The organism is Streptomyces sp. CA-251387 (genome assembly GCF_050936625.1).
Lineage (GTDB): Bacteria > Actinomycetota > Actinomycetes > Streptomycetales > Streptomycetaceae > Streptomyces.
In genome coordinates, this window is the sequence record NZ_JBNJMJ010000001.1 from 8813762 (window position 1) to 8834896 (window position 21135).

General features: G+C 70.6%; 13 protein-coding genes and 3 pseudogenes. 9 read left to right on the forward strand and 7 right to left on the reverse strand.

Going from position 1 to position 21135, the window contains the following annotated elements; all coding sequences use genetic code 11:
* Positions 1–50 precede the first annotated feature (50 nt).
* Positions 51–281, reverse strand: a pseudogene (locus tag ACQEV2_RS39355) (hypothetical protein); the annotation flags it as partial.
* 54 nt (positions 282–335) lie between these two features.
* On the opposite strand from ACQEV2_RS39355, the gene ACQEV2_RS39360 reads away from it, so the two are divergent.
* Together ACQEV2_RS39360 and ACQEV2_RS39365 are read left to right on the forward strand one after the other, a co-directional pair.
* Positions 336–572, forward strand: a complete 237-nt coding sequence (locus ACQEV2_RS39360) for a hypothetical protein (RefSeq protein ID WP_433053065.1) — start codon at positions 336–338, stop codon at positions 570–572.
* 71 nt (positions 573–643) lie between these two features.
* Complete coding sequence (locus ACQEV2_RS39365; RefSeq protein ID WP_433053068.1) at positions 644–1612, forward strand: aldo/keto reductase; 969 nt, start codon at positions 644–646, stop codon at positions 1610–1612.
* Positions 1613–1627: 15 nt separating this feature from the next.
* Here ACQEV2_RS39365 and ACQEV2_RS39370 read toward each other — a convergent pair whose 3' ends face one another.
* Entirely contained in the window at positions 1628–2449 is an 822-nt protein-coding gene (locus ACQEV2_RS39370; protein ID WP_433053071.1) for a phytanoyl-CoA dioxygenase family protein, read from the reverse strand.
* A 63-nt stretch (positions 2450–2512) separates the two neighbouring features.
* On the opposite strand from ACQEV2_RS39370, the gene ACQEV2_RS39375 reads away from it, so the two are divergent.
* Together ACQEV2_RS39375 and ACQEV2_RS39380 are read left to right on the forward strand one after the other, a co-directional pair.
* Entirely contained in the window at positions 2513–3433 is a 921-nt protein-coding gene (locus ACQEV2_RS39375) for a helix-turn-helix domain-containing protein (RefSeq protein ID WP_433053074.1), read from the forward strand.
* Positions 3434–3755: 322 nt separating this feature from the next.
* Positions 3756–5977 (forward strand): annotated as a pseudogene (locus ACQEV2_RS39380) (ricin-type beta-trefoil lectin domain protein).
* Positions 5978–5984: 7 nt separating this feature from the next.
* Here ACQEV2_RS39380 and ACQEV2_RS39385 read toward each other — a convergent pair.
* Together ACQEV2_RS39385 and ACQEV2_RS39390 are read right to left on the reverse strand one after the other, a co-directional pair.
* Positions 5985–6653: a DUF4232 domain-containing protein gene (locus ACQEV2_RS39385; protein WP_433053077.1), complete on the reverse strand. Its 669-nt coding sequence runs from the start codon at positions 6651–6653 to the stop codon at positions 5985–5987.
* A 34-nt stretch (positions 6654–6687) separates the two neighbouring features.
* Complete coding sequence (locus ACQEV2_RS39390) at positions 6688–9081, reverse strand: SpoIIE family protein phosphatase (protein ID WP_433053080.1); 2394 nt, start codon at positions 9079–9081, stop codon at positions 6688–6690.
* Between the two features lie 190 nt (positions 9082–9271).
* Here ACQEV2_RS39390 and ACQEV2_RS39395 point away from each other — a divergent pair.
* A pseudogene (locus tag ACQEV2_RS39395) lies at positions 9272–12375 on the forward strand (glycoside hydrolase family 2 TIM barrel-domain containing protein).
* 143 nt (positions 12376–12518) lie between these two features.
* Positions 12519–14762: a glycoside hydrolase family 9 protein gene (locus ACQEV2_RS39400; RefSeq protein WP_433053083.1), complete on the forward strand. Its 2244-nt coding sequence runs from the start codon at positions 12519–12521 to the stop codon at positions 14760–14762.
* 76 nt (positions 14763–14838) lie between these two features.
* On the opposite strand, the gene ACQEV2_RS39405 is transcribed toward ACQEV2_RS39400, so the two are convergent.
* From ACQEV2_RS39405 to ACQEV2_RS39415, 3 genes are all read right to left on the reverse strand, one after another.
* Entirely contained in the window at positions 14839–15627 is a 789-nt protein-coding gene (locus ACQEV2_RS39405; RefSeq protein ID WP_433053086.1) for a carboxypeptidase-like regulatory domain-containing protein, read from the reverse strand.
* Positions 15628–15758: 131 nt separating this feature from the next.
* Positions 15759–17231, reverse strand: coding sequence for a cytochrome bc1 complex cytochrome b subunit (gene qcrB, locus ACQEV2_RS39410; protein ID WP_433053089.1), 1473 nt, complete (start codon positions 17229–17231; stop codon positions 15759–15761).
* Positions 17228–18157, reverse strand: a complete 930-nt coding sequence (locus ACQEV2_RS39415) for a sigma-70 family RNA polymerase sigma factor (RefSeq protein WP_433053092.1) — start codon at positions 18155–18157, stop codon at positions 17228–17230. The genes qcrB and ACQEV2_RS39415 overlap by 4 nt, the downstream gene beginning before the upstream one ends.
* Before the next feature lie 207 nt (positions 18158–18364).
* Between ACQEV2_RS39415 and ACQEV2_RS39420 the strand changes: the two genes are divergently transcribed.
* The 3 genes from ACQEV2_RS39420 (at position 18365) to ACQEV2_RS39430 (ending at position 21127) form a co-directional block, all read left to right on the forward strand.
* Positions 18365–18610, forward strand: a complete 246-nt coding sequence (locus tag ACQEV2_RS39420) for a hypothetical protein (protein WP_030845137.1) — start codon at positions 18365–18367, stop codon at positions 18608–18610.
* Between the two features lie 3 nt (positions 18611–18613).
* Positions 18614–18991, forward strand: coding sequence for a toxin Doc (locus ACQEV2_RS39425; RefSeq protein ID WP_433053095.1), 378 nt, complete (start codon positions 18614–18616; stop codon positions 18989–18991).
* A gap of 525 nt (positions 18992–19516) precedes the next feature.
* Positions 19517–21127, forward strand: a complete 1611-nt coding sequence (locus ACQEV2_RS39430; protein ID WP_433053098.1) for an RICIN domain-containing protein — start codon at positions 19517–19519, stop codon at positions 21125–21127.
* The last annotated feature ends 8 nt before the right edge of the window (positions 21128–21135 follow it).

Genomic DNA, 21135 nt, shown 5'->3' on the forward strand with positions numbered 1-21135 from the left:
CCGGCTACTCGGCCCAGTTCGATGCGGTCGAGTGCCCTGGTGCGGGACTTGCGGCCCGCGCGGGGTGCGGCCACCGTGAACGCGACCGTGCTTGCGGGGCTGTTGCCGAGCGTGCCGATGTAGGAACCGGCGGGCGCGTACGCGGAGTCGACCAGTTCGGCGCCGCCCGCGAGGGTGGCCGAGGTGGCCTCGTAGGAGAGCGTGCCGGTGGTCGAGCCGCTTCCCGAGACGTCGAGGGAGCGGACGGCGGCGTGCCGGGCCGTCAGCGCGACGCGGTTGTTGTCCGGCCACCTGAACCGGATCTTGGACCGTCAGCGTGCCCTGGGGGGGACGCGGTGAGCACGTACAAGACGATCCGCGGGGACCTCCCGAAGGTGGTTCCGTTCTGGCCGCTCGGCCTGCCGGGTTGGACGGACGAGTGGCCGGCCCTCGGGATACGGGCGCCGAGCGGTCCCTCGTATGTCCCGGTGTGGCGCCGAGGCGGGAAGACCGAACGCGAGCTGCCCGTACGGCACTTGCCGCGCCCGCCCGGTGTGCTGCTGATCCGGCTTGATTCGGCGAGCGCGGCGTGAAAACAGGGGTCGGTGGAGCAGACCACGTACGCTCCCCCTGGTACCCCACCCCGAAGGCAGGAGCAGCAACGATGCAGTACGTGAAGCTCGGTTCGACGGGCCTGGACGTGTCGCGGATCTGTCTGGGCTGCATGACCTACGGGCTCCCGGACCGCGGCGTGCACGAGTGGACCCTCGACGAGGAGGCGTCACGGCCGCTGATCCGGCAGGCGCTGGAGGCCGGGATCAACTTCTTCGACACCGCCAACGTCTACTCCGACGGCACCAGCGAGGAGATCGTCGGCAAGGCGCTGCGCGACTTCGCCCGCCGCGACGAGGTCGTTCTCGCGACGAAGGTGAACGGCCGGATGCGGCCCGGACCCAACGGCGCCGGTCTGTCCCGCAAGGCGATCATGACGGAGATCGACCACAGCCTCAGCCGCCTCGGCACGGACTACGTCGACCTGTACCAGATCCACCGCTTCGACCCGCACACCCCGGTCGAGGAGACCATGGAGGCCCTGCACGACCTCGTCAAGGCGGGCAAGGTGCGCTACATCGGGGCGAGTTCGATGTACGCCTGGCAGTTCTCCAAGATGCAGTACACGGCCGAGCGGCACGGCTGGACCAAGTTCGTCTCGATGCAGAACTACTACAACCTCCTCTACCGCGAGGAAGAGCGCGAGATGCTGCCGCTCTGCGCGGACCAGGGCGTCGGCGTGCTCCCCTGGAGCCCGCTCGCGCGCGGCCGGCTCACCCGGGACTGGGGAACGGTCACCGAACGCAGCGCGGGCGACAACTTCGGCAGCCGGCTGTACGTCGACAGCGACCGGGTTGTCGTCGAGGCCGTCACCCGCGTCGCCGGCGAACGCGGCGTCCCGCGCGCCCTGATCGCCCTCGCCTGGCTGCTGCACCAGGACACGGTGACGGCCCCGATCATCGGCGCCGCCAAGCCGCACCACATCGAGGACGCGGCGGCGGCGGTCGAACTGGAGCTCACCGAGAAGGAATTGGAGGAACTCCAGGAGCCCTATGCGCCGCACCCGGTCATCGGTCACTGATCCCGACGGTCCCGCTCAGTGCGGCCCGTGCGGCTCGAACTCCGTGCCGCACGGCCCCGCGCCCTCGCTGTGCGGCAGCGGGACGCGGTCGCCGTTCATCGTCAGCGTGCGGTAGTACTCGCCGATCCGCTCGGCCGAACGGCCCACGTAGTGGCCGATGAAGGAGCGGCGGAAACGGTCCGCCGTCCGGTTGGGCTGCGAGCCGTGCACCAGGCTGCCGTTGAAGAACAGCACGTCGCCCGGCTCCATGTCGACGGGCACGGCCGCCAGGCCGGGCGGCGGCGGGACGTACTCCCGTGCGAAGGACACCTCGGCGTCCGCCGTCTCCGGGCAGAACAGGTCCATGTCGTGCGTACCGGGAACGACTTCGAGCCCCCCGTTGTCGCGGTCGATCACATCGCAGGCGATCCACGCCGCCACACACGTACCCGGCTCCACCCGCAGATAGAAGTTGTCCTGGTGCAACGCCTGCCCCCGCGCCCCCGGCGGCTTGAAGTAGAACATGCTCTGCGCCGCCAGCACCTCCTCCCCGAGCAGCGTCTCCAGCACACCGCGCAACCGAGGATCGAGCAGCACCCGCAGCGACAACTCGTCGATCTCGTGCGGCTGCATCACCCGCGGATACGCGCGCAGAGGGTCCGGGTCCGTGGGACGCGGCTCGAAATGCCCGCGCACCGGCCCGGCCGCGTGCAGCGCCGCGAACCGGTCGCGGAGCCGGTCGATCTCGTCGGACCCGAACAGCCCGCGTACGACCGTGAAGCCGTCCTCGCGGAACTGGCGGAGCCCGGTCTCGGGCAGGATGGGTGCGCCGGTGGCGCCGATCTCCGTGGCTGTCATGCGTCCACTCCTCGGTCAGGTGTCCTCGCCCCACAACGCTAGGCAGACGCGCATTCCAGGAGGATGACCGTGAGCGCTGACGGATTGCCCGAGACTGCTGCACCGGGCGTTCCCGCCCCGCCGCCGGGGCTGGTGGTGGTCGGGTATTTCGACCAGCCGCCTGGGTACCGGATCGAGCGGCCGCGCGGCGCGGACAGCTGGCTGTTCACCTGGACGACCGGCGGGCAGGGCCGACTCCGGCACGGCGGCGCCGAGACGGGGGCGGGGGCTGGGGACCTGGTGGTGCTCGCGCCGGGCGCCCCGCACGGCTACGGCGTCGAACGGGGCGCACGGCACTGGCAGTTCTGGTGGGTGCACTGCCGGGCCCGCCCCTCCTGGCGGTCCTGGCTGCGTCCGTACGACACCGGCGAGGGGATGTACGTCGTCACACCGACCCCGGAGTCGGTGTACGTCCGTGTCGAGGCGGCGTTTCGCCGGATGCTCGCCGACGCCCGCTGGACGGGGACGGAGGCGCCGCCCGACAGGGTGCCGGGGGACGATGCGGTCGCCGTGGCGCACGGCACCGCGGCCCGCGAACTCGCCCTTTGCTCACTGGAGGAGGTCGTCCTGCTCACCGCCGCCACCGCGCGGACACCCCAGCCCCGCCCCGGTGTCGATGCGCGGGTACGCCGGGCGCAGGCGCTCATCACCGCCGACCCGGCGGCCCCGCACACCGTCCGGTCGCTCGCCGGACATGTCGCGCTCTCGCCCTCCCGGTTCGCCCACCTCTTCACCCAGCAGACCGGACAGTCACCGATGCGCGCGCTGCGTGAGGCGCGTCTGCTGCAGGCCGCCCGGCTGCTGGAGAGCACGGATCTGTCCGTGGAACGCGTTGCCGCCGCCTCGGGGTTCGCCAGCCCGTTTCACTTCAACCGGGTGTTCCGCGAACGGTACGGGATGCCGCCCGGGGCGTACCGGGCGGGCGGTTCAATGGTTGGCGCATGACCTGTGAAGGTGCGGTGAAGGCACAAGCGCCCGTATGACCAGGCAAAAAAGCGGGAGTACGGCCCGTCAATGGTTTCGGCGAGAGCTCGCAGGGTGCTGACTGAATACCGTTTCCAATTGTCTTCGTGGATACGCCGCAATGGCCGCGACAGTTATTGACCGTTCGTCAATTACCGATCGCCGAGCACGCAATGCACAAAAATCCGGAATCCCTTGTTCCCTGTCCCTGACCTGTGCAAAGGTGTGCCTCGCTCCCATGCGCCCCACGCTTCACAAGAGCCGCGCCCGGAGCATACCCCTTGGTATGGACCTTCAATGCTGCATGCCCCTCCGGAGGAATGCCACCGTGCATGACGCTGGCCAGTCGAATTCCCCTCTCGACGCCCGTCTCTTCGAATCGACCGACGCTCAACTGAGCGCCGAACTCAAGAGGTGGACGGGGGCGACACCGGCGCTCCATCCCGTGGGTGAACTCCTCGACCGGCACTGGGAAGCGGGCTTCGCCTACGCGCGACTGTGCACCGTGGACACCCGGTCCGCGGGAATGCTCACCACCGCGGCATTCACCCGGCTTTTCGGCGAAACACTGCGGCAGACCGGACCAACGGCCGCATGGCGCCCTCAACTGCTCGTCACGGTGCGGCGCATCGCGGCCGAGTGGGACGCCGACCGCAGACAGGAGCTGCTCCACCCCGAGCTGCGGTCCGAGGCGGACGGTGCCGAGCGCGCCGCCGCCCGACTGCTGCCGCCGGCGAACCGCCGGCTGCTGACCGGGGCCTTCCAGCGGCTTCCCCAGTCGGCCCGCTGCCTGCTGTGGCACACCGAGGTCGAGGCGGAACCCCTGGCCGTACCGGCCGGACTCCTGGGCCTCGACGAGGAGTCCGCCCGCATCGAACTGGGCCGCGCCCACGAGCGGTTGCGCGAGGAGTGCCTCCAGGTCCACCGCGAACTCGCCCCCGAGCAGGAGTGCCGGCGCTACCTGCGGATGCTGGACGTCACCTACCGGCGCGGCGGCGTCGACATCGACCCCGACCTGCGTGACCACCTGAACCGCTGCGGGCACTGCAGCGACGCCGCCGAGCAGCTGAACTTCTTCAATGCCGGGCTCGGCGTCGCCCTGGCCGAAGCGGTGCTCGGCTGGGGCGCGGGCGCCTATCTGGAGTCGAGAGTGCGCCGGGCCGAGGAGCCCGCGGAGAAGGCGCCGGACCCGGCGGCGGCGATCGCGGGCGAGTCCTTCTTCGCCGACGGCGCGGTGTCTGTTCCCGCAGGAGGCGGCCCTGCGGAAGGGGCTCCTGCGGGAGAGGTCCCTGCGGGCGAACGGCCCACCTCTGCCGCCGAGTCCTTCTCACCCGGAGGTGAGGCGCTCGCCGCCATGGGAGGGACGGCTGCCCCCCGGGCGGGCCCTTCCCTCCTGCCCCCGCCGGTGAGCCCTTCTCCGCTGCGGACGCGGCCTCCTCGCCCGCCGTGCCGGGCCCCCGCAGCGCACGCCGCGCCGCCCGCCGTGCCGCCCCGCGCACCGGCCCCGCCGCAGCTTCCCGCCCCGGCGACCCCACCGCCACCGGCCCGGGCGGCACCCGCACCTGCTCCGGCCGCTCGGCCCTCAAGGCCGCCCGCCGTGCCGCCCGGCGCCGTAACCTCACCGCGGCCGTCGCGACCGTCAGCGCCCTCGTCGTCCTCCCGCTCGTCGTCTGGTCCGCCCTCGGCTCCGGAGACAGCTCCGCTCCGGCCGCCGGAGACCGCCCCACCGAAACGCCCGGCTCCGAGCCCGGCTCCACCCCCGCCAACCCGTCCTGGGCGGGCGCGGCCGAGGCCGCGAAGGGCGATCTGCGGGGCCGGCTGCACAACCTCGGGTCCGGGCTGTGCGTCGGCATCGTCGGCGGGAAGGCCGTCAAGAACGCGGAGACCGAACTCACCGCATGCTCCGAGGCGGACGGCCAGCAGTGGTCGTACGAGACCGACGGACTGTTGCGCAGTGCCACGAACCCCGATCTCTGCCTCGACTCCCATCTCGGCTACTCGGTCCGGCTGGCCCCGTGCACGGGTGCCTCCGATTCCGACACCAAGAACGTCCGCTACGACTTCACCCTCCAGGGCACGCTCGTGCCGCGCTTCGACCAGGACCTGGCCCTCAGCCCCGCCGCCACCGACGGTTCGGGCGCCCTGGTCCTCAAGACCCGTGACGACGAGAGTGACGCCCAGCAGTGGGTGATCGACACGTCGAGGACGGAGCTCCAGATGGAGGTGGTCAACTGGGGCGCGGAGGTCGACGAGTCCGACACACCGAGGACACCCACGCCGAGCCCGACCCCTACCGCTGAGCCGTCGAAGACCCCCACTCCGACGCCGTCCGCGACCCCGTCGACCGCGCAGCCGACGCCTACGAGCCCGTACCCGACCGATCCGTGCTCCGCCTACCCGTACTACTGCTCAGGGGACGGCCAGGACGGCTGGGGCGACGGCGGATACGGGGGTTCCGGCGGGTACGGAGGCTACGGCGGTTACGGGGGCTACGGCTACGGATACGGCGGTGACGGTCGCCGCTGACCGCCGGTCAGCCGCCGGTGCCGGGCTGAAACACCGTCAGACGCACCGACGACTCGTTTCCGGCCACGGGCACCTCACCGTACGTCCACGCCACCTTCAGCGAATCCCGCTCGTCCGGCGGCGTCACGAGCAGCGCCTGCGGCACGGCCGTACGGGCGCCGCTGATCTCGGGACTGGCGAAGCTCAGCCCCGCCCAGGCACTCCGGCCCGGAGCCAGCGAGACGGTCGCACGCGTGTCGGGGGAGCGCTTCGGGTCCGGGCCGAGCTGCTTGCCGGACGCGTCCACGAAGGCGGCACCGGGGTAGCCGCGGACGGTGCAGGTGCGGTCGGCCGTGTTGGTCAGCACGATCGGGAAGTTCCGCTGCCCGGCCCCCGGACTGGGGCGGCCGATGGACGCGCGCAGCTCGGAGGTGTGACAGCGGGTGGTGGCGGCCGGTTCGCTCGTACGGCTGCCGGTGCCGGACGGGGCTGGTCCGGTCGTGCCCGGCGCGGTCGGGGGGCTCTGGGGGCCGACCGTGACCGACTCGGTCGTACGGCTGTTCGTGCCGGTCGGTGTCTGTACGGCGCCCGTGGAATCGGCGCTGTTGTCGCATGCGGCCAGCAGGCTCAGCAGCGCAACGGCACTCACGACGGGAGTCGCTCGGTGTAAGGCATGGAGTGTCCGTACACGTCCCATGTCTGTCACGACTCCCCCTTTTCCGGCGGAGTACTCACCCCTCGTCCCCCTCGGCGACGAGCCCGATCTCCGCCCAGATCGTCTTGCCGTCCGCCGTGTGCCGGCTGCCCCACCGCTGGGTCAGCTGGGCGACCAGCAGCAGTCCGCGGCCGCCCTCGTCGAAGATCTTGGCGCGCCGCAGATGCGGTGCCGTGTGGCTGGTGTCGGAGACCTCGCAGATCAGCGTGGCCGCGTCATGGATCAGCCGGAGCCGGATGGGGTGGATGCCGTAGCGGATGGCGTTCGTCACCAGCTCGCTCACCACCAGCTCGACGGTGAACGACGCTTGGGTAAGACTCCAGGTGCCGAGCTGCTCCACGACCTGTTTGCGGATGGGCGCGACGAGCGCCGGGTCCGCCGGGATGTCCCAGGTCGCGACCCGGGAGGCGGGCAGCCCTTGGGTGCGGGCCAGCAGCAGCGCCACGTCGTCGGCGGCGCCGCCCGGCGGTAGCAGGACGCGCAGGACGTGGTCGCAGGTCTCCTCCAGCGAGTCGGAATCGGCCGCCAGCGCGTCGCGCAGCAGCGCGTGGCTGGCGTCGACATCGCGCTCACGGGTCTCGATCAGGCCGTCGGTGTAGAAGGAGAGGACCGTGCCCTCGCGGAGTTCGATCTCGGCGGACTCGAACGGCAGCCCGCCCAGGCCCAGCGGCGGCCCGGCGGGCAACGCGATCTCCTCCGGCGCCCCGCCCGGCGGGATCATGACCGGCGAGGGGTGCCCGGCCCGGGCCAGCGTGCAGCGCCGGGACACCGGGTCGTACACCGCGTACAGACAGGTGGCGCCGACCTCGCCGGGGCTGCCTTCGTGGCCCGTCTCCTCGGACAGCCGAACGACCAGGTCGTCGAGGTGGGTGAGCAGTTCGTCGGGGGCGAGGTCGATGTCGGCCAGCGTGCGCACGGCGGTGCGCAGCCGGCCCATGGTGGCCGAGGCCTGGATGCCGTGGCCGACGACGTCCCCGACGACCATCGCGACCCGCAGTCCGGACAGCGGGATCACGTCGAACCAGTCGCCGCCCACCCCTGACCGCGCGGCCGGGAGGTAGCGGGAGGCCGCTTCGAGCGCGGCGGTGCGCGGCAGGGACCGGGGGAGCAGGCTGCGCTGCAGGGCCAGGGCAGTCTCGCGTTCCCGGGAGTAGCGGCGGGCGTTGTCGATGCAGACGGCCGCGCGGGCCGTGATCTCCTCGGCCAGCAGCACGTCGTCGGGCGTGAACGGCTCGGGATTCTTGAACCGGGTGAGCACGGCGACGCCGAGGGTGGTGCCACGGGCCTGGATCGGAACGGACATCGTGGTGTGGATGCCGTACTCCTTGATCCGCTCGGCGCGTACCGGATCCCAGGAGAGCCACGGAGCGAGGTCACCGGTCGACGCCGAGGCCACGAGAGTGTGGCCCGCCAGCAGCGCATCGGCCTGGGGTGAGGGCGCGGGATACATGTCCACGTGTCCCGGCTTGACCACGGCTTCCGGGCTGCCCGCGTTGACGGATCGGGCGGCGGTCCGACGCAGGCCGATGGGGGCGGTCAGCCGGCCGGCGGGCAGGTCACCGCCGTCCTCCGGAGGGTCCAGCAGGTCGACGCTCACGAAGTCGGCCAGCGCGGGGACACAGATGTCCGCCAACTCCTGGGCCGTGCGAGAGACGTCGAGGGTGGTGCCGATGCGCACGCTGGCCTCGTTCACCAGCTGCAGCCGCTCCCGGGCCAGGTACTGCTCGGTGAAGTCGTGCGCGGCGACGGACACGCCGCGCACCCGCCCCTTGGCGTCGGTGATCGGGGCCATGCGGGCCAGCCAGGCGTTCGTCCGGTCGCCGCCGACCGGGACGTACGTCCGTACGTCGGTGCCCCGGCCCGTGGTGAGCACGCGCAGGAGCTGCTGCTCGATGTCGACGCTCTGACGTCTGCCGGTCAGTTCGGGCGCGCGCAGCCCGCGCACCTGCTCCTCGGAGAGCTGGAGGACCTCCGCCATGACGCCGTTGATCCTGCGCAGCCGGAGCCGCTCGTCATAGATGGCGATGGCACAGGGCGACTCGAGGAGCCCGATGTTGTCCAGCGGATCGCCGGGCAGCCGGGGGCCGTCCCCCTCCAGCGGCGTGACCACGAGCCACTGGTCGGGGCCCTCGTCCTGCGGCCGCACCCGGTGGGCGAGCAGCCACACGGCCACGGTGCCGCCGTCGCGATGGCGCAGGGTGAGGATGCCGTCCCAGCGGTCGCCCGACGGGGCGCCGGACCGGCCCGCCCTCTCGTCGGCCAGCAGTTCCACGGCGGGGCGCCCCAGGACCTCGGCGGCCGGGTGGCCCAGCAGCCGCTCGGCTCCGGCGTTCCACTCGACGAGCACGCCGTCGGCGTCGATGACCGCCCGGGCCGTCGCGGCCTCGTCGAACGGATACTCCGGGCTCATGGTCGCCACTCCAACGCGCACACTCACGGTGAACAAGCGTGACACTTGGGCTCCAGCCTAGTGGTTCGGGGACTCCCACGTATCGGAACCCTCGGGCGCACCCTTGACTGTTCCGCGTGCCACCACGTCAGAATCTGTTTGTTCACGATCAGTTGTGAGTACTTCTGCGCCCTGATGAGGGAGAGCCGTCATGACAGTCACTCGAAGATCGTTACTGCTCGCCTCCACGGCCGCCCCGGCGGCCGGAGCGCTGCTGAGCACACCGACGGCGCGGGCCGCGGAACTCGCCGCCGCCGGTGGCGCGTCCGGACGCCACACCGTCCCGCTGCGCGACGGCTGGCGCTTCGCCCTGGTGAACCCCGGCGGCATCACCGACCGGACCGGCGCGTACACAGCTGCAGCCGAGCCCGGCTACGACGACTCGGGCTGGCGCGAGGTCGCGGTGCCGCACGACTGGAGCATCGAGTTCGCCCCGACCACCGAGCACGGCACCACCAGCGGCACCGGCTTCTTCCCCGGCGGCCTCGGCTGGTACCGCCTCGCCTTCACCCTGCCGCCCGCCCTGGCGGGCAAGCGGATATCGGTGGAGTTCGACGGGGTCTACATGGACTCGTACGTCTACTGCAACGGCAAGGAGGCCGGCCGCCACCCCTACGGCTACACCGGCTTCGCCTCCGACCTCACCGATCTGGTGCACACCGACGGCAGCACCGAGAACGTGCTCGCGGTCAAAGTGCAGAACCGGCTGCCCAGCAGCCGCTGGTACTCGGGCAGCGGCATCTACCGCGAGGCCCGCCTCGTCGTCACCGACCCGGTGCACGTGGAGCGCTGGGGTACGTACATCACGACGCCCGAAATCACCGGGGAGCGGGGCGCCGTACGGATACGGACCTCGGTGGTGAACGCCTCCGGCGGTGGCGCGGACGTCGAGATCGTCTCGCGGATCGTCGATCCCAGGGGGCGTACCGTCGCCCGTACGTCCTCCACGGTCCCCGTCACCGACAAGGCCACCGAGACCCATGAACTCACGGTCCCCGAGCCGAAGGTGTGGGACTTCGCGACCCCGCACCACCGCTACACCCTGAAGACCGAACTGCGCTTCGGCGGCCGGACGACCGACACCTACCGCACCACCTTCGGCTTCCGCACCTTCCGCTTCGACCCGGACGAGGGCTTCCACCTCAACGGCGAGTACCACAAGATCAAGGGCGTCGACCTCCACCACGACCTGGGCGCACTGGGCGCCGCCGTCAGCATCGACGCGATCCGACGGCAGATGACCATCATGAAGTCGATGGGCGTCAACGCCTTCCGCACCTCCCACAACCCGCCCTCGCCAGAGATGATCCAGGTCTGCGAGGAGCTGGGCATCGTGATGCTGGTGGAGGCGTTCGACTGCTGGCGGACCGGCAAGACGCGCTACGACTACGGCCGGTTCTTCGACGAGTGGGCCGAGAAGGACGCCACCGAGATGGTGCTCGCGGCCCGCAACTCGCCCGCCGTGCTGATGTGGTCCATCGGCAACGAGGTCCCCGACTCCACCTCCACCGCCGGGCTCGCCATGGCCGACCGGATCATCGACGCCATCAAGGCCGCCGACGACACCCGCCCGCTGGTCATCGGCTCCGACAAGTACCGCCGCCTGCCCACCAAGGGCTCGGCCGCCGATCTGATGCTGGCCAAGCTGGACGGCCTTGGCCTCAACTACAACACCGCCAAGTCGGTGGACCAACTGCACGCGGCGTACCCACATCTGTTCCTCTTCGAGTCCGAGTCGTCGTCGGAGACCTCGACGCGCGGGACGTACCAGGAACCCGAGCACCTGAACACCGGCGAGAATTACACGCCGGGCAAGCGGGCGACCTCGTCCTACGACAACAACCTCGCCTCCTGGACCATGAGCGGCGAGTACGGCCACAAGAAGGACCGGGACCGGAAGTGGTTCGCCGGGCAGTTCCTGTGGTCCGGCATCGACTACATCGGCGAGCCCACGCCGTACGACGTCTTCCCGGTCAAGGCGTCCTTCTTCGGCGCGGTCGACACGGCCGGCTTCCCGAAGGACATGTACTACCTGTTCCAGAGTCAGTGGATCAGCGAACCGATGGTCCACCTGCTGCCGATGACCTGGAACCACGCGGAGGACGACACGGTCGAGGTGTGGGCGTACTCCAACGTCGACACGGTCGAGCTCTTCCTCAACAGGAAGTCCCTCGGCACGCGGACGTTCGACAGCAAGACGACCGTCGACGGCCGGGTCTACCTGGAGGCCACCGAGGCGACCGGCGACGACAAGACCTTCACCGACGGTCCCTACCCGGCAGCTACACCAGCCCGAACGGCAGCGCGGGCAAACTCCACCTCACCTGGAAAGTGCCTTACCAGCCGGGGGAGTTGAAGGCGGTGGCCCGCAGGGACGGCAAGGTGGTCGCCACCGACGTGCTGCGCACGGCCGGGGAGCCCAAGTCCGTGCGCCTGACCGCCGACCGCAAGTCCCTTGCCGCGGACGGCCGTTCACTGGTCTTCGTGACCGCCGAGATCGTCGACGCCCGCGGTGTGGTGCTGCCCGACGCCGAGGACCTGATCTCCTTCGAGGTGACCGGCGGCTCGCTCGCCGGGCTCGACAACGGACGGGAGGAGAGCGCCGAGCGCTATCAGGCCAGTACCCGTACGGCCTTCCATGGCAAGGCGCTGGCGATCGTGCGGTCCGGCACGAAGGCGGGCTCCCTGAAGGTGACCGCACGGGCCGAGGGGCTGCGGACCGGCAGCGTGACCGTGCGGACGACCCCCGTCCGCTCGGCCGCCCTCACTCCGGCCGCGGTGTTGGAGCCGGACCACCCGGCGCCGCCGAACTGCCCGCACGCGGACGCCAGTTACTCCGGCCGTCCGGACACCCTCCCGGCCGCGATGCTCGACGGCGACCCGGCCACCGGCTGGTCCAACGGCTTCCTCAAGGCGGCCACGGCCCTGCTGCCCGCCTTCGACGGAGCCCGGCCCGAGGACTGGGTCTGCGTGGACTTCGGGCGGGTGCGGACCCTTGACCGGGTCGAGGTCTCCTTCACCGTGGATGCGACCCACACCCTGCCCGCGTCGGTCGTGGCCGAGGTCTGGGACGGGGATCGATACGTGCCGGTCGAAAAGGCGGCCGTCGACTGGGCCACCGCCTCGGACGCGCCGACCGTCCTCACCTTCGACGCCGTACGCGGCTCCCGGGTGCGGCTCACGCTGACCAGCGCTCATCCGGGGGAGGCCCGCGGTGCGGTGCGGATCAGCAAGCTGGAGGTGCCCGCGAGCTGAGCCGGTGATCGACGGTCCGGGCGGGAACCATTCTCGTCCAGACCGTTGACGGGGTGTCATGTCGCCAACAAGCATGGCTGCGTCCGCATCTGGGAGCGCTCCCACCGCGAGCGTCACCCGTACCTCCCCCGAGGAGCCCAGACGTGAAACGACGCAGAACCACCCTGTTGTCCCTGACGGCCCTGCTGGCGGCGGGACTTATCGCACTCCCGGCCGCACCGGCCGGCGCCGACGAGGTCGAGCAGCTCAAGAACGGCACGTTCGACACCAGCACCGAGCCGTGGTGGGCGACGAGCAACGTCACCGCGGGCCTGTCCGGCGGGCAGCTGTGCGCCGAGGTGCCCGGCGGTACCGCCAACCGCTGGGACGCGGCGGTCGGGCAGAACGACATCGCCCTGGTGAAGGGGGAGTCGTACCGGTTCTCCTTCACCGCGAACGGCACGCCCCAGGGACATGTCGTGCGGGCGATCGTCGGCCTGTCGGCGGCGCCGTACGACACCTACTTCGAGGTGACGCCGCAGCTGAGCGTCTCCGGCAACTCCTACTCGTACACCTTCACCTCGCCCGTCGACACGCCTCAGGGCCAGGTCGCCTTCCAGCTCGGCGGCAGCGCGGACGCATGGCGCTTCTGCATGGACAACGCCTCGCTGCTGGGCGGTGTTCCGCCCGAGGTCTACGAGCCGGACACCGGGCCGCGCGTGCGGGTGAACCAGGTCGCTTATCTGCCCGCTGGGCCGAAGAACGCCACGCTGGTCACCGACGCCACCGGGAAGCTGCCCTGGCAGCTGAAGGACGCGTCCGGGGCCGTGGTCGCCCAGGGCTGGACCGTGCCGCGCGGCACCGATGTCTCCTCCGCGCAGAACGTCCACTCCATCGACTTCGGCGCCTACCGCAAGCAGGGCAAGGACTTCACGCTGATCGCCGACGGTGAGGCGAGCCGTCCCTTCGACATCGGCACGGCCGCCTACGAGCGGCTGCGCCTGGACGCCGTCAAGTACTACTACACCCAGCGCAGCGGCATCGCGATCCGCGACGACCTGCGCCCGGGCTATGCCCGCCCCGCCGGACACGTCGACGTCGCGCCGAACCAGGGCGACGGCGCCGTGCCGTGCCAGCCGGGCGTGTGCGACTACAAGCTCGACGTCACGGGCGGCTGGTACGACGCCGGCGACCACGGCAAGTACGTCGTCAACGGCGGCATCTCCGTGTGGGAGCTGCTGAGCACCTACGAACGCGAACTGCTGGCCCGCAGCGGCGAGTCGGAGAAGCTGGGCGACGGCACGCTCGCCATCCCGGAGAGCGGCAACAAGGTGCCGGACATCCTCGACGAGGTCCGCTGGGAACTGGAGTTCCTGCTGAAGATGCAGGTGCCCGTGGGACAGCCGCTGGCCGGCATGGCACACCACAAGATCCACGACGAGCAGTGGACGGGGCTGCCGCTGCTGCCGAGCGACGACCCCCAGAAGCGCGAACTGCATCCGCCGTCCACCGCGGCGACCCTGAATCTGGCGGCGACGGCAGCGCAGGCGGCGCGCCTGTACAAGCCGTACGACAAGGAGTTCGCGGCGAAGAGCCTGGCGGCCGCACGCACGGCCTGGTCGGCGGCGCTCGCACACCCCGCCCGGTACGCCTCCGAGAGCGACGGCATCGGCGGCGGCACCTACGCCGACAACAACGTCACCGACGAGTTCTACTGGGCCGCGGCGGAGCTGTATCTCAGCACCGGCGAGAAGGGGTTCGCGGACCACGTCCTCAATTCCCCGGTCCACACGGCCGACGTCTTCATCCCCATCGGCTACGACTGGGCCAGGACCGCGGCGGCGGCGCGGCTGGACCTCGCCACCGTGCCGAGCAGGCTGCCCGGTCGGGACAAGGTGCGCCAGTCCGTCATCAAGGGCGCCGACCGCTACCTGACCACGCTGAAGTCACAGCCGTACGGGATGCCGTACGCCCCCGAGGGCAACCTCTACGACTGGGGCTCCAACCACCAGGTCCTGCACAACGCCGTCGTCATCGCCACCGCGTACGACATCACCGGCAGCTCCAAGTACCGTGACGGCGCGCTGCAGAGCATGGACTACCTCCTCGGCCGCAACGCGCTGAACATCTCGTACGTGACCGGCTACGGAGAGGTCAACTCCCACAATCAGCACGCCCGTTGGTACGCCCACCAGCTCGACCCCAGCCAGCCGAACCCGCCGGCCGGCACGCTCGCCGGCGGGCCGAACTCGGGCATCCAGGATCCCTACGCCCAGAGCAAACTCAAGGGCTGCGTCGGCCAGTTCTGCTACATCGACGACATCCAGTCCTGGTCGACGAACGAGCACACCATCAACTGGAACTCCGCCCTGACCCGGATGGCCTCCTTCGTGGCCGACCAGGGCTGACGAGGGGGCGACAACCGGCGGAGTCCCGCTGCCGAGGAGTGCGGCAGCGGGCCTCCCGCGGCGCCCGGTGCCTTGGTTACGGGGTGACGTTCTTGACGGGCAGGTCCTTGCTCGCGCCCGCGATGTAGTAGTCCTTGGGCGCGGAGAAGATCGCGAACTCGTTGTCGTAGTCCCGGATCTTGGCGCGGACCGTGAAGTTGCCGCGGGCGTCGGTGGTGGTCTGCGCGTTGTACGCGCTCTCGAAGTACGTCCGCAGGAACACCCGGGTGCCGGCGATCGGGCCGTGCCCGGCGGGCCAGGCGACCCTGCCCTTCACGATGAGCGTGTCGCCCTCGCGCACCGTGGTCCTGTTGACCCGGTACGAGATGACGCTGGTGACGGGCTGCACCTTGACCGTGGTGTCCGCGAAGGCCATGTGGAAGTCGGTGGGGTCGGTGTCGTAGATCGCCCGGAACATCACCTGGTGGCGCGGGAAGAGGTAGGGGCTGGGCCGGTCGTCCACGCGGTCCGCGGGCACGTCCTCGACGGTGAACCGCCCCTCCGCGTCCGTGCGGACGGTGGCCACGCTACGGGTCTCCCACTCGGTGGGGTCGATGGGATCGCCCCAGGGGTTCCAGGTGTTGTAGAGAACCGATTCCTCGAGCTGGACCGGCGCGTCCGCGACGGGGGTGCCGTCGGCGCGGGTCAACGTGCCGGTCAGGTCGACCGTGCGGTTCCTGTAGTCGGTCGTGGCGGTGCTGCTGGTGAGCGTGACCAGGTAGTCGTCGCCGTCCGCCGCGTGGGCGGGCGGTACGACGACGGCGGTGGCGGCCAGCGCGAGGGCGGCGACGACGGTCGGTCGGGCGGCCGGTAAGCGCATGTGCACGTGAACTCCGTGAGGTGGTGGGACCTGTTGTCGTGGGATGTGACACAGGGGCACCACAGGGGGTTGTAAGCGCCGTCAGGAATGCACGGGCAATACACCTGGCGTTCGGCGGTGGATCGCCCGCCGGTTCCCTACGGCTCGCGCTCCACGAGTTCCGCGGGTCGCTCGTGAGCGGTCAGCGTGTGCAGTTCGGCCCGGCTCAGAGGCCGGTGCACCTCGACGTACTCGCCATGCGGCAGCCGCTTGATCACTCCGGTCGCCCGGCCGTGCGCCACCCATTCCCTGTCACGGAGTTGCAGTCCCCGGCAGATCCTGCGGGTGACGACGAAGACGATCGCCGGGACCACGAACACCGCGATGCGCACCGCCCACGTCACCGTGTTGATCGACAGATGCAGCCGCGTCGCCACGATGTCGTTGCCGCCGCCTGCCAGGAGGATCAGGTACAGGCTGATCCAGGCCGCGCCGATGCCCGTGCGGACCGGACGGTTGCGGGGGCGGTCGAGGAGGTGGTGTTCGCGCTTGTCGCCCGTGATCCGGGCCTCCAGGAAGGGATACACGCCGATGAAGACCAGCAGGAGCGGAAAGACCACGACCGGGATCAGCACCCCGAGGACGAGCGTGTGACCCCACAGAGTGATCTCCCAGCCCGGCATGATGCGGACCAGCCCCTCGGCGAAGCCCAGGTACCAGTCGGGCTGGGCGCCGGTGGAGACCTGGTCGGCGCGGTAAGGGCCGTACGACCAGACCGGGTTGATCGACGCCACCGCCGCGAGCAGGGTGAGGGCACCGAAGACCAGGAAGAAGAAGCCTCCCGCCTTCGCCAGGTAGACCGGCATGAACGGGGCGCCGACGACATTGTGTTCGGTGCGTCCGGGGCCCGCGAACTGGGTGTGCTTGTGGTACACGACCAGCAGGACGTGCGCCACGACCAGCGCCGCCATGATGCCCGGGATCACCAGGATGTGCAGCGAGTAGAAGCGGGCCACGATGTCATGGCCCGGGAACTCCCCGCCGAACAGGAACATCGACAGATACGTCCCGACGATCGGGACGGAGAGCAACGCGCCGTTCACGAACCTCAGGCCCGTCCCCGACAGCAGGTCGTCGGGCAGCGAGTAGCCGAACAGGCCCTCGAACAGGCCGAGGAACAGCAGGGCCCAGCCGAACAGCCAGTTGATCTCGCGCGGCTTGCGGAACGACCCCGTGAAGAAGTGCCGCATCATGTGCGTGAGCATCCCGGCGACGAAGACGAGCGCCGCCCAGTGGTGCAGCTGCCGGATCAGCAGCCCGCCCCGCACCTCGAAGCTGATGTCCAGCGTGGAGGCGTACGCCTCGGACATGCGGACGCCGTTGAGCGGGAGGTAACTGCCGTGGTACGTCACCTCGTTCATCGAGGGATGGAAGAAGAAGGTCAGGTACACGCCGGTCAGGATCAGGACGACGAAGCTGTACAGGCAGATCTCGCCCAGCAGGAAGGACCAGTGGTCCGGGAAGACCTTGCGCAGGTACTTCCGGCCCAGGGAATGGATGCCGAGCCGGCCGTCGAACCAGTCCGCGACCCGCTCGCCCCGGCCGGGCCCGGGCAGCTCCCGGGCGCTCATGCGTCCTCCCTGTGCACGTGGGTGAGCTTGTCGGGGTTGCTCACGACATAGACACCGGACACCCGGTCGCCGTCCGGCGTCAGGTCCAAGACCATGACGGCGTACGGCTCCTCGCCGTCGAACAGCAGCACCGCGTCGTCCCCGTTGACGCGCCGGTACCGCAGGTCCAGGTGGCCCCCACGGCCCCGGTTCGCGTACGAGCCGAGGAGCCGGAGCACCTTGTCCCGGCCGTGCACCGGACGCATTCCCCCCGCCCGCTTCCGCTTGCCGCCGGCGTCCGTCCACACCGTCACGTCCGGCGCGAGGATCTCCAGCAGCGCGGCGATGTCCCCGCCCAGCGCCGCCCGCACGAACCGCTCCGTGGCCTCCCGCCGCACCCGCGGATGCGCCTCGTACAGCGGCCGCCGCGCATGCACATGCTCCCGGGCCCGATGCGCCAGCTGCCGTACGGCCGCCGGGCTGCGGTCGATGATCTCCGCGATCTCCTTGTGGGGGTACCCGAACACCTCGTGCAGCACGAACACCGCGCGTTCCAGCGGCGTCAGCGACTCCAGGACGACCAGCATCGCCAGCGACACGGACTCCGTGCGCAGCGCCGGATCGTCGGCGCCGGCCCCCTCGCCGTCCGCGACCAGCGGCTCGGGCAGCCACGGGCCGACGTACGTCTCCTGGCGGCGGCTGATCGCGGCCCGGCGCGCCAGCGCGTGGTTCACCGCGATCCGCACGAGGTACGCCCGCGGGTTCATGATCCGGTCGAGCGGCGCACCCCCGCCCCGCGCCGTCCACGACAGCCAGGTCTCCTGGAGGACGTCCTCGGTGTCGGCGACGCTGCCGAGCATGTTGTAGACGACGCCGAACATCAGCTCACGATGCTCGACGAAGACGCCGGTCGCGTCGTCGGTGACGGGTACGGGGATGTCGGACATACGCGGGCCTCCCATGCGCGCTCACTACTGCGAGGCCCGGCGGGGGCAGGAATGTGACATCCCGGGGTCGAATGTGACCTACGTCTCGGGAAGACCGGCGAGCGGCCTCGCGTCCGGCGGTGTGTTCCGCACCCCTCGGTACCGTCGTGCATCACACTTGACCTGCAGGTATTTACGCGTAAGTACCCGAGCGGTACCGTGAGGGGCATGCCAGCTCTCAACGTGGAGTTCAGCGACCGCGAGCTAGAGGACTTGCGGCAGATCGCCAAGGAACGCGGTACGTCGATGAAGGCGCTCGTGCGCGAGGCCGCCGCGGCCGACATAGCTCGGCACCGGGCGCTGCAGGAGGGCGCCGAGGCGTTCCGCCGGTTCTTCGCGACGCACGCGGACGAGTTCGCGGCCGCCTTTCCCGACGACGAACCGCCCGCCAAGGGCGAGGGACGGGCTGCCTGACCCATGGCACCCGTGATCCATATCGACGTGCCCTGGTTGCTCCAGCGTCACGAAGAGGTCCTGCCGGACCAGCCCACGATCAACGACTTCTCCGCGTTGGTCGCCGCCGTCGCCCGCCATCGCGTGGATCCGCCCCGTCTGGGCGTCGACTCCGACCCGGCCTGGCGGGCCGCCGCGCTGCTGCACACCCTCGCCCTGCTCAAGCCGCTTCCCTCGGCCAACGCCCGCTTCGCCTGCGCCTCCGCGGTCGCCTACATGTTCGTCAGCGGCGTCGGCATCGACCCGCCCTACGGCGCCCTCGTCGACCTCGCCCGTGACCTGATCTCCGGCAAGACCGACGTGTACGGCGCAGCCGACCGGCTGCGTTCCTGGCAGATCTGACGTCCCCGGGTTCGGCTCGGATGACCGCCGGTCGGGCGGACCCCGTTCCGTGGGCCCTCGGGGCCGCCGACCGAGGACGGGAGGAACGGGGTCGGCGGCCCGGACGCGCAGGAGAGCCGCCGTCCTGCACGGGGCCTTCCGAGAGGGCCGCTTCCAGTGGACTACGCCGGCGCGTGCGCCGGGGAGCGTGCGTGGTGCTCCGGCGCGTGCGTGAGTTTCACACGGGGCGCATGGAATGACGAAAGCTCGCGCGCGTGCGGCGAGTTGCGGCCATATCTGACTTTCTTTCAAAGGTGCGGATGTTGCCCAAGTGCCTTGTTGGTCATGAGTGCGCTGTGCAAGGGTGAAGTACCCGTGGGGGGTGGGAAAAGGCCGGGGCTCATTCGTTCCCTGCGGCACCGGGACGGACGGCCGTCGGTGAATTCGTGCTCCCCGCGCTCGCGTCGAAGAGGTACACACCAAGCCGCTCGGTCCTTTTCGGCGATCAGAACTTCTGTGCCATGCGCGTGGGAAGGAATCCGTTCAGTGCCCACCCCCCACCCCCCTCGCCCTCCTTACCCCCCGCCCGGCGGGGTTCCCGAGGAATCCGACGAAGGCCTCGCCGCCCGGCTGCGGGGCCGTCCGGACGGCGAGGCCGCTCCGTCCGTCGCGCTGCTCATGGCGCGGCACTGGCAACCGGTCCATGAATACGCGGTGATCTGTCTCGCCTCCCCCGCGGACGTCGCCGACATGGTCACCGCCGCCGCCTTCCATCAGGTCCTCGACCGTCTGGCGCTGGGCGAACCGGCTGCCGCGTTACGGCCCAGGCTCCTCGTCGCCGTCCGGGACACGGTCCGGCACTGGTCGGCCGAGGACCGAATAGCGGGTGCTCTGCCGGAGCTGGCGAAGCCCGCGGGCGGTCGCGGTATGCGTACGGCGAAGTCGATGACGCCCGAAAATCGAAAGCTCGCCGATCGGTCATTCCAGGCGCTTCCGGGACTTGCTCGATGTCTGCTCTGGCATACCGAGGTGGAGGCCGAGCCGTTAAGCGTCCCCGCCGGGCTGCTGGGCATGGATACCGTTACCGCCTCGGCCGCGCTCGAACAAGCGCGTGATAAATTCCGCGAAGGTTGTGTACATGCCCATCGGGAACTCGCGCCTACGAAGGATTGCCGGTTCTACAACCGTCTCCTCGACGTCCCGATTCGCCGGGGCGGGGCACTGCTGCCGGATGTCCAGCAGCATCTGACGGAGTGCCGCTACTGCCGTAACGCCGCCGAACAACTGAGTTATTTCGAGGGCGGGTTGGGAGTCCTCATCGCCGAGGCGGTACTCGGCTGGGGCGCGCGCCGCTATCTGGAGACGCGTCCGGGCCGTACTCGGAGCAGCGGGGCGAGCACGCGCGGTGCGGCCCGGCACGGCCGAGGACGACGCCGTCTCCTGCCGCGCGTCCCCGCACAGGAGAGACGGATGCCGGGCGGGCCCCGGTCCCCCCGGACCCTGCTCACGGGAGTGGGCCTGGTCTCCGCCGGGCTGATCGCGGCCATGCTCGCCGCCGGTCTGCTGTCGGACGACGACGGGGTCGACCCGGCCGCCTCCGCCACCGGCACCGGATCCCAGACGCCGCCCGCCGTGTCCTCCGCACCGCCCGGCACGGCCCAGCTGCCCACCGCACCGCTGCAGTCCAGGCTGCGCAACGGGGCCGCCGACCTGTGCCTCGACGTCCGGGGCGAGCCGAAGGCCGGTGCAGGGACCGAGCTGGCCGAGTGCTCGGCCGACGACACCCAGCAGTGGTCGTACGAGAAGGACGGCCTGCTGCGCAGCGTGGCGGACCCCGACCTGTGCCTGGACTCGCACGTCGACGCCGGTGTGGTCATCCTCGGCAAGTGCGCCGACGACGAATCGAAGCGGGCCGACGACGTGCGCTACGACCTCACCGTGCAGGGCGAGTTGCTGCCCCGCTGGGACGAGCGACTCGCCCTGGCCGCCACCACCTCCGACGCGGGCGCCGACATCGTCGTCAAGGTCCGCGACGGCTCCGACGCACAGCGCTGGTCGGCCGATCCGGCGACCTCGGCGAGTCCCGGGTCACTGTCGAGCGGGGAGACGGGGAAGCCGGGGGCGCGGGCTGTGCGGTGGGGGGAGGAGAAGGCGTAGCCCTGTGG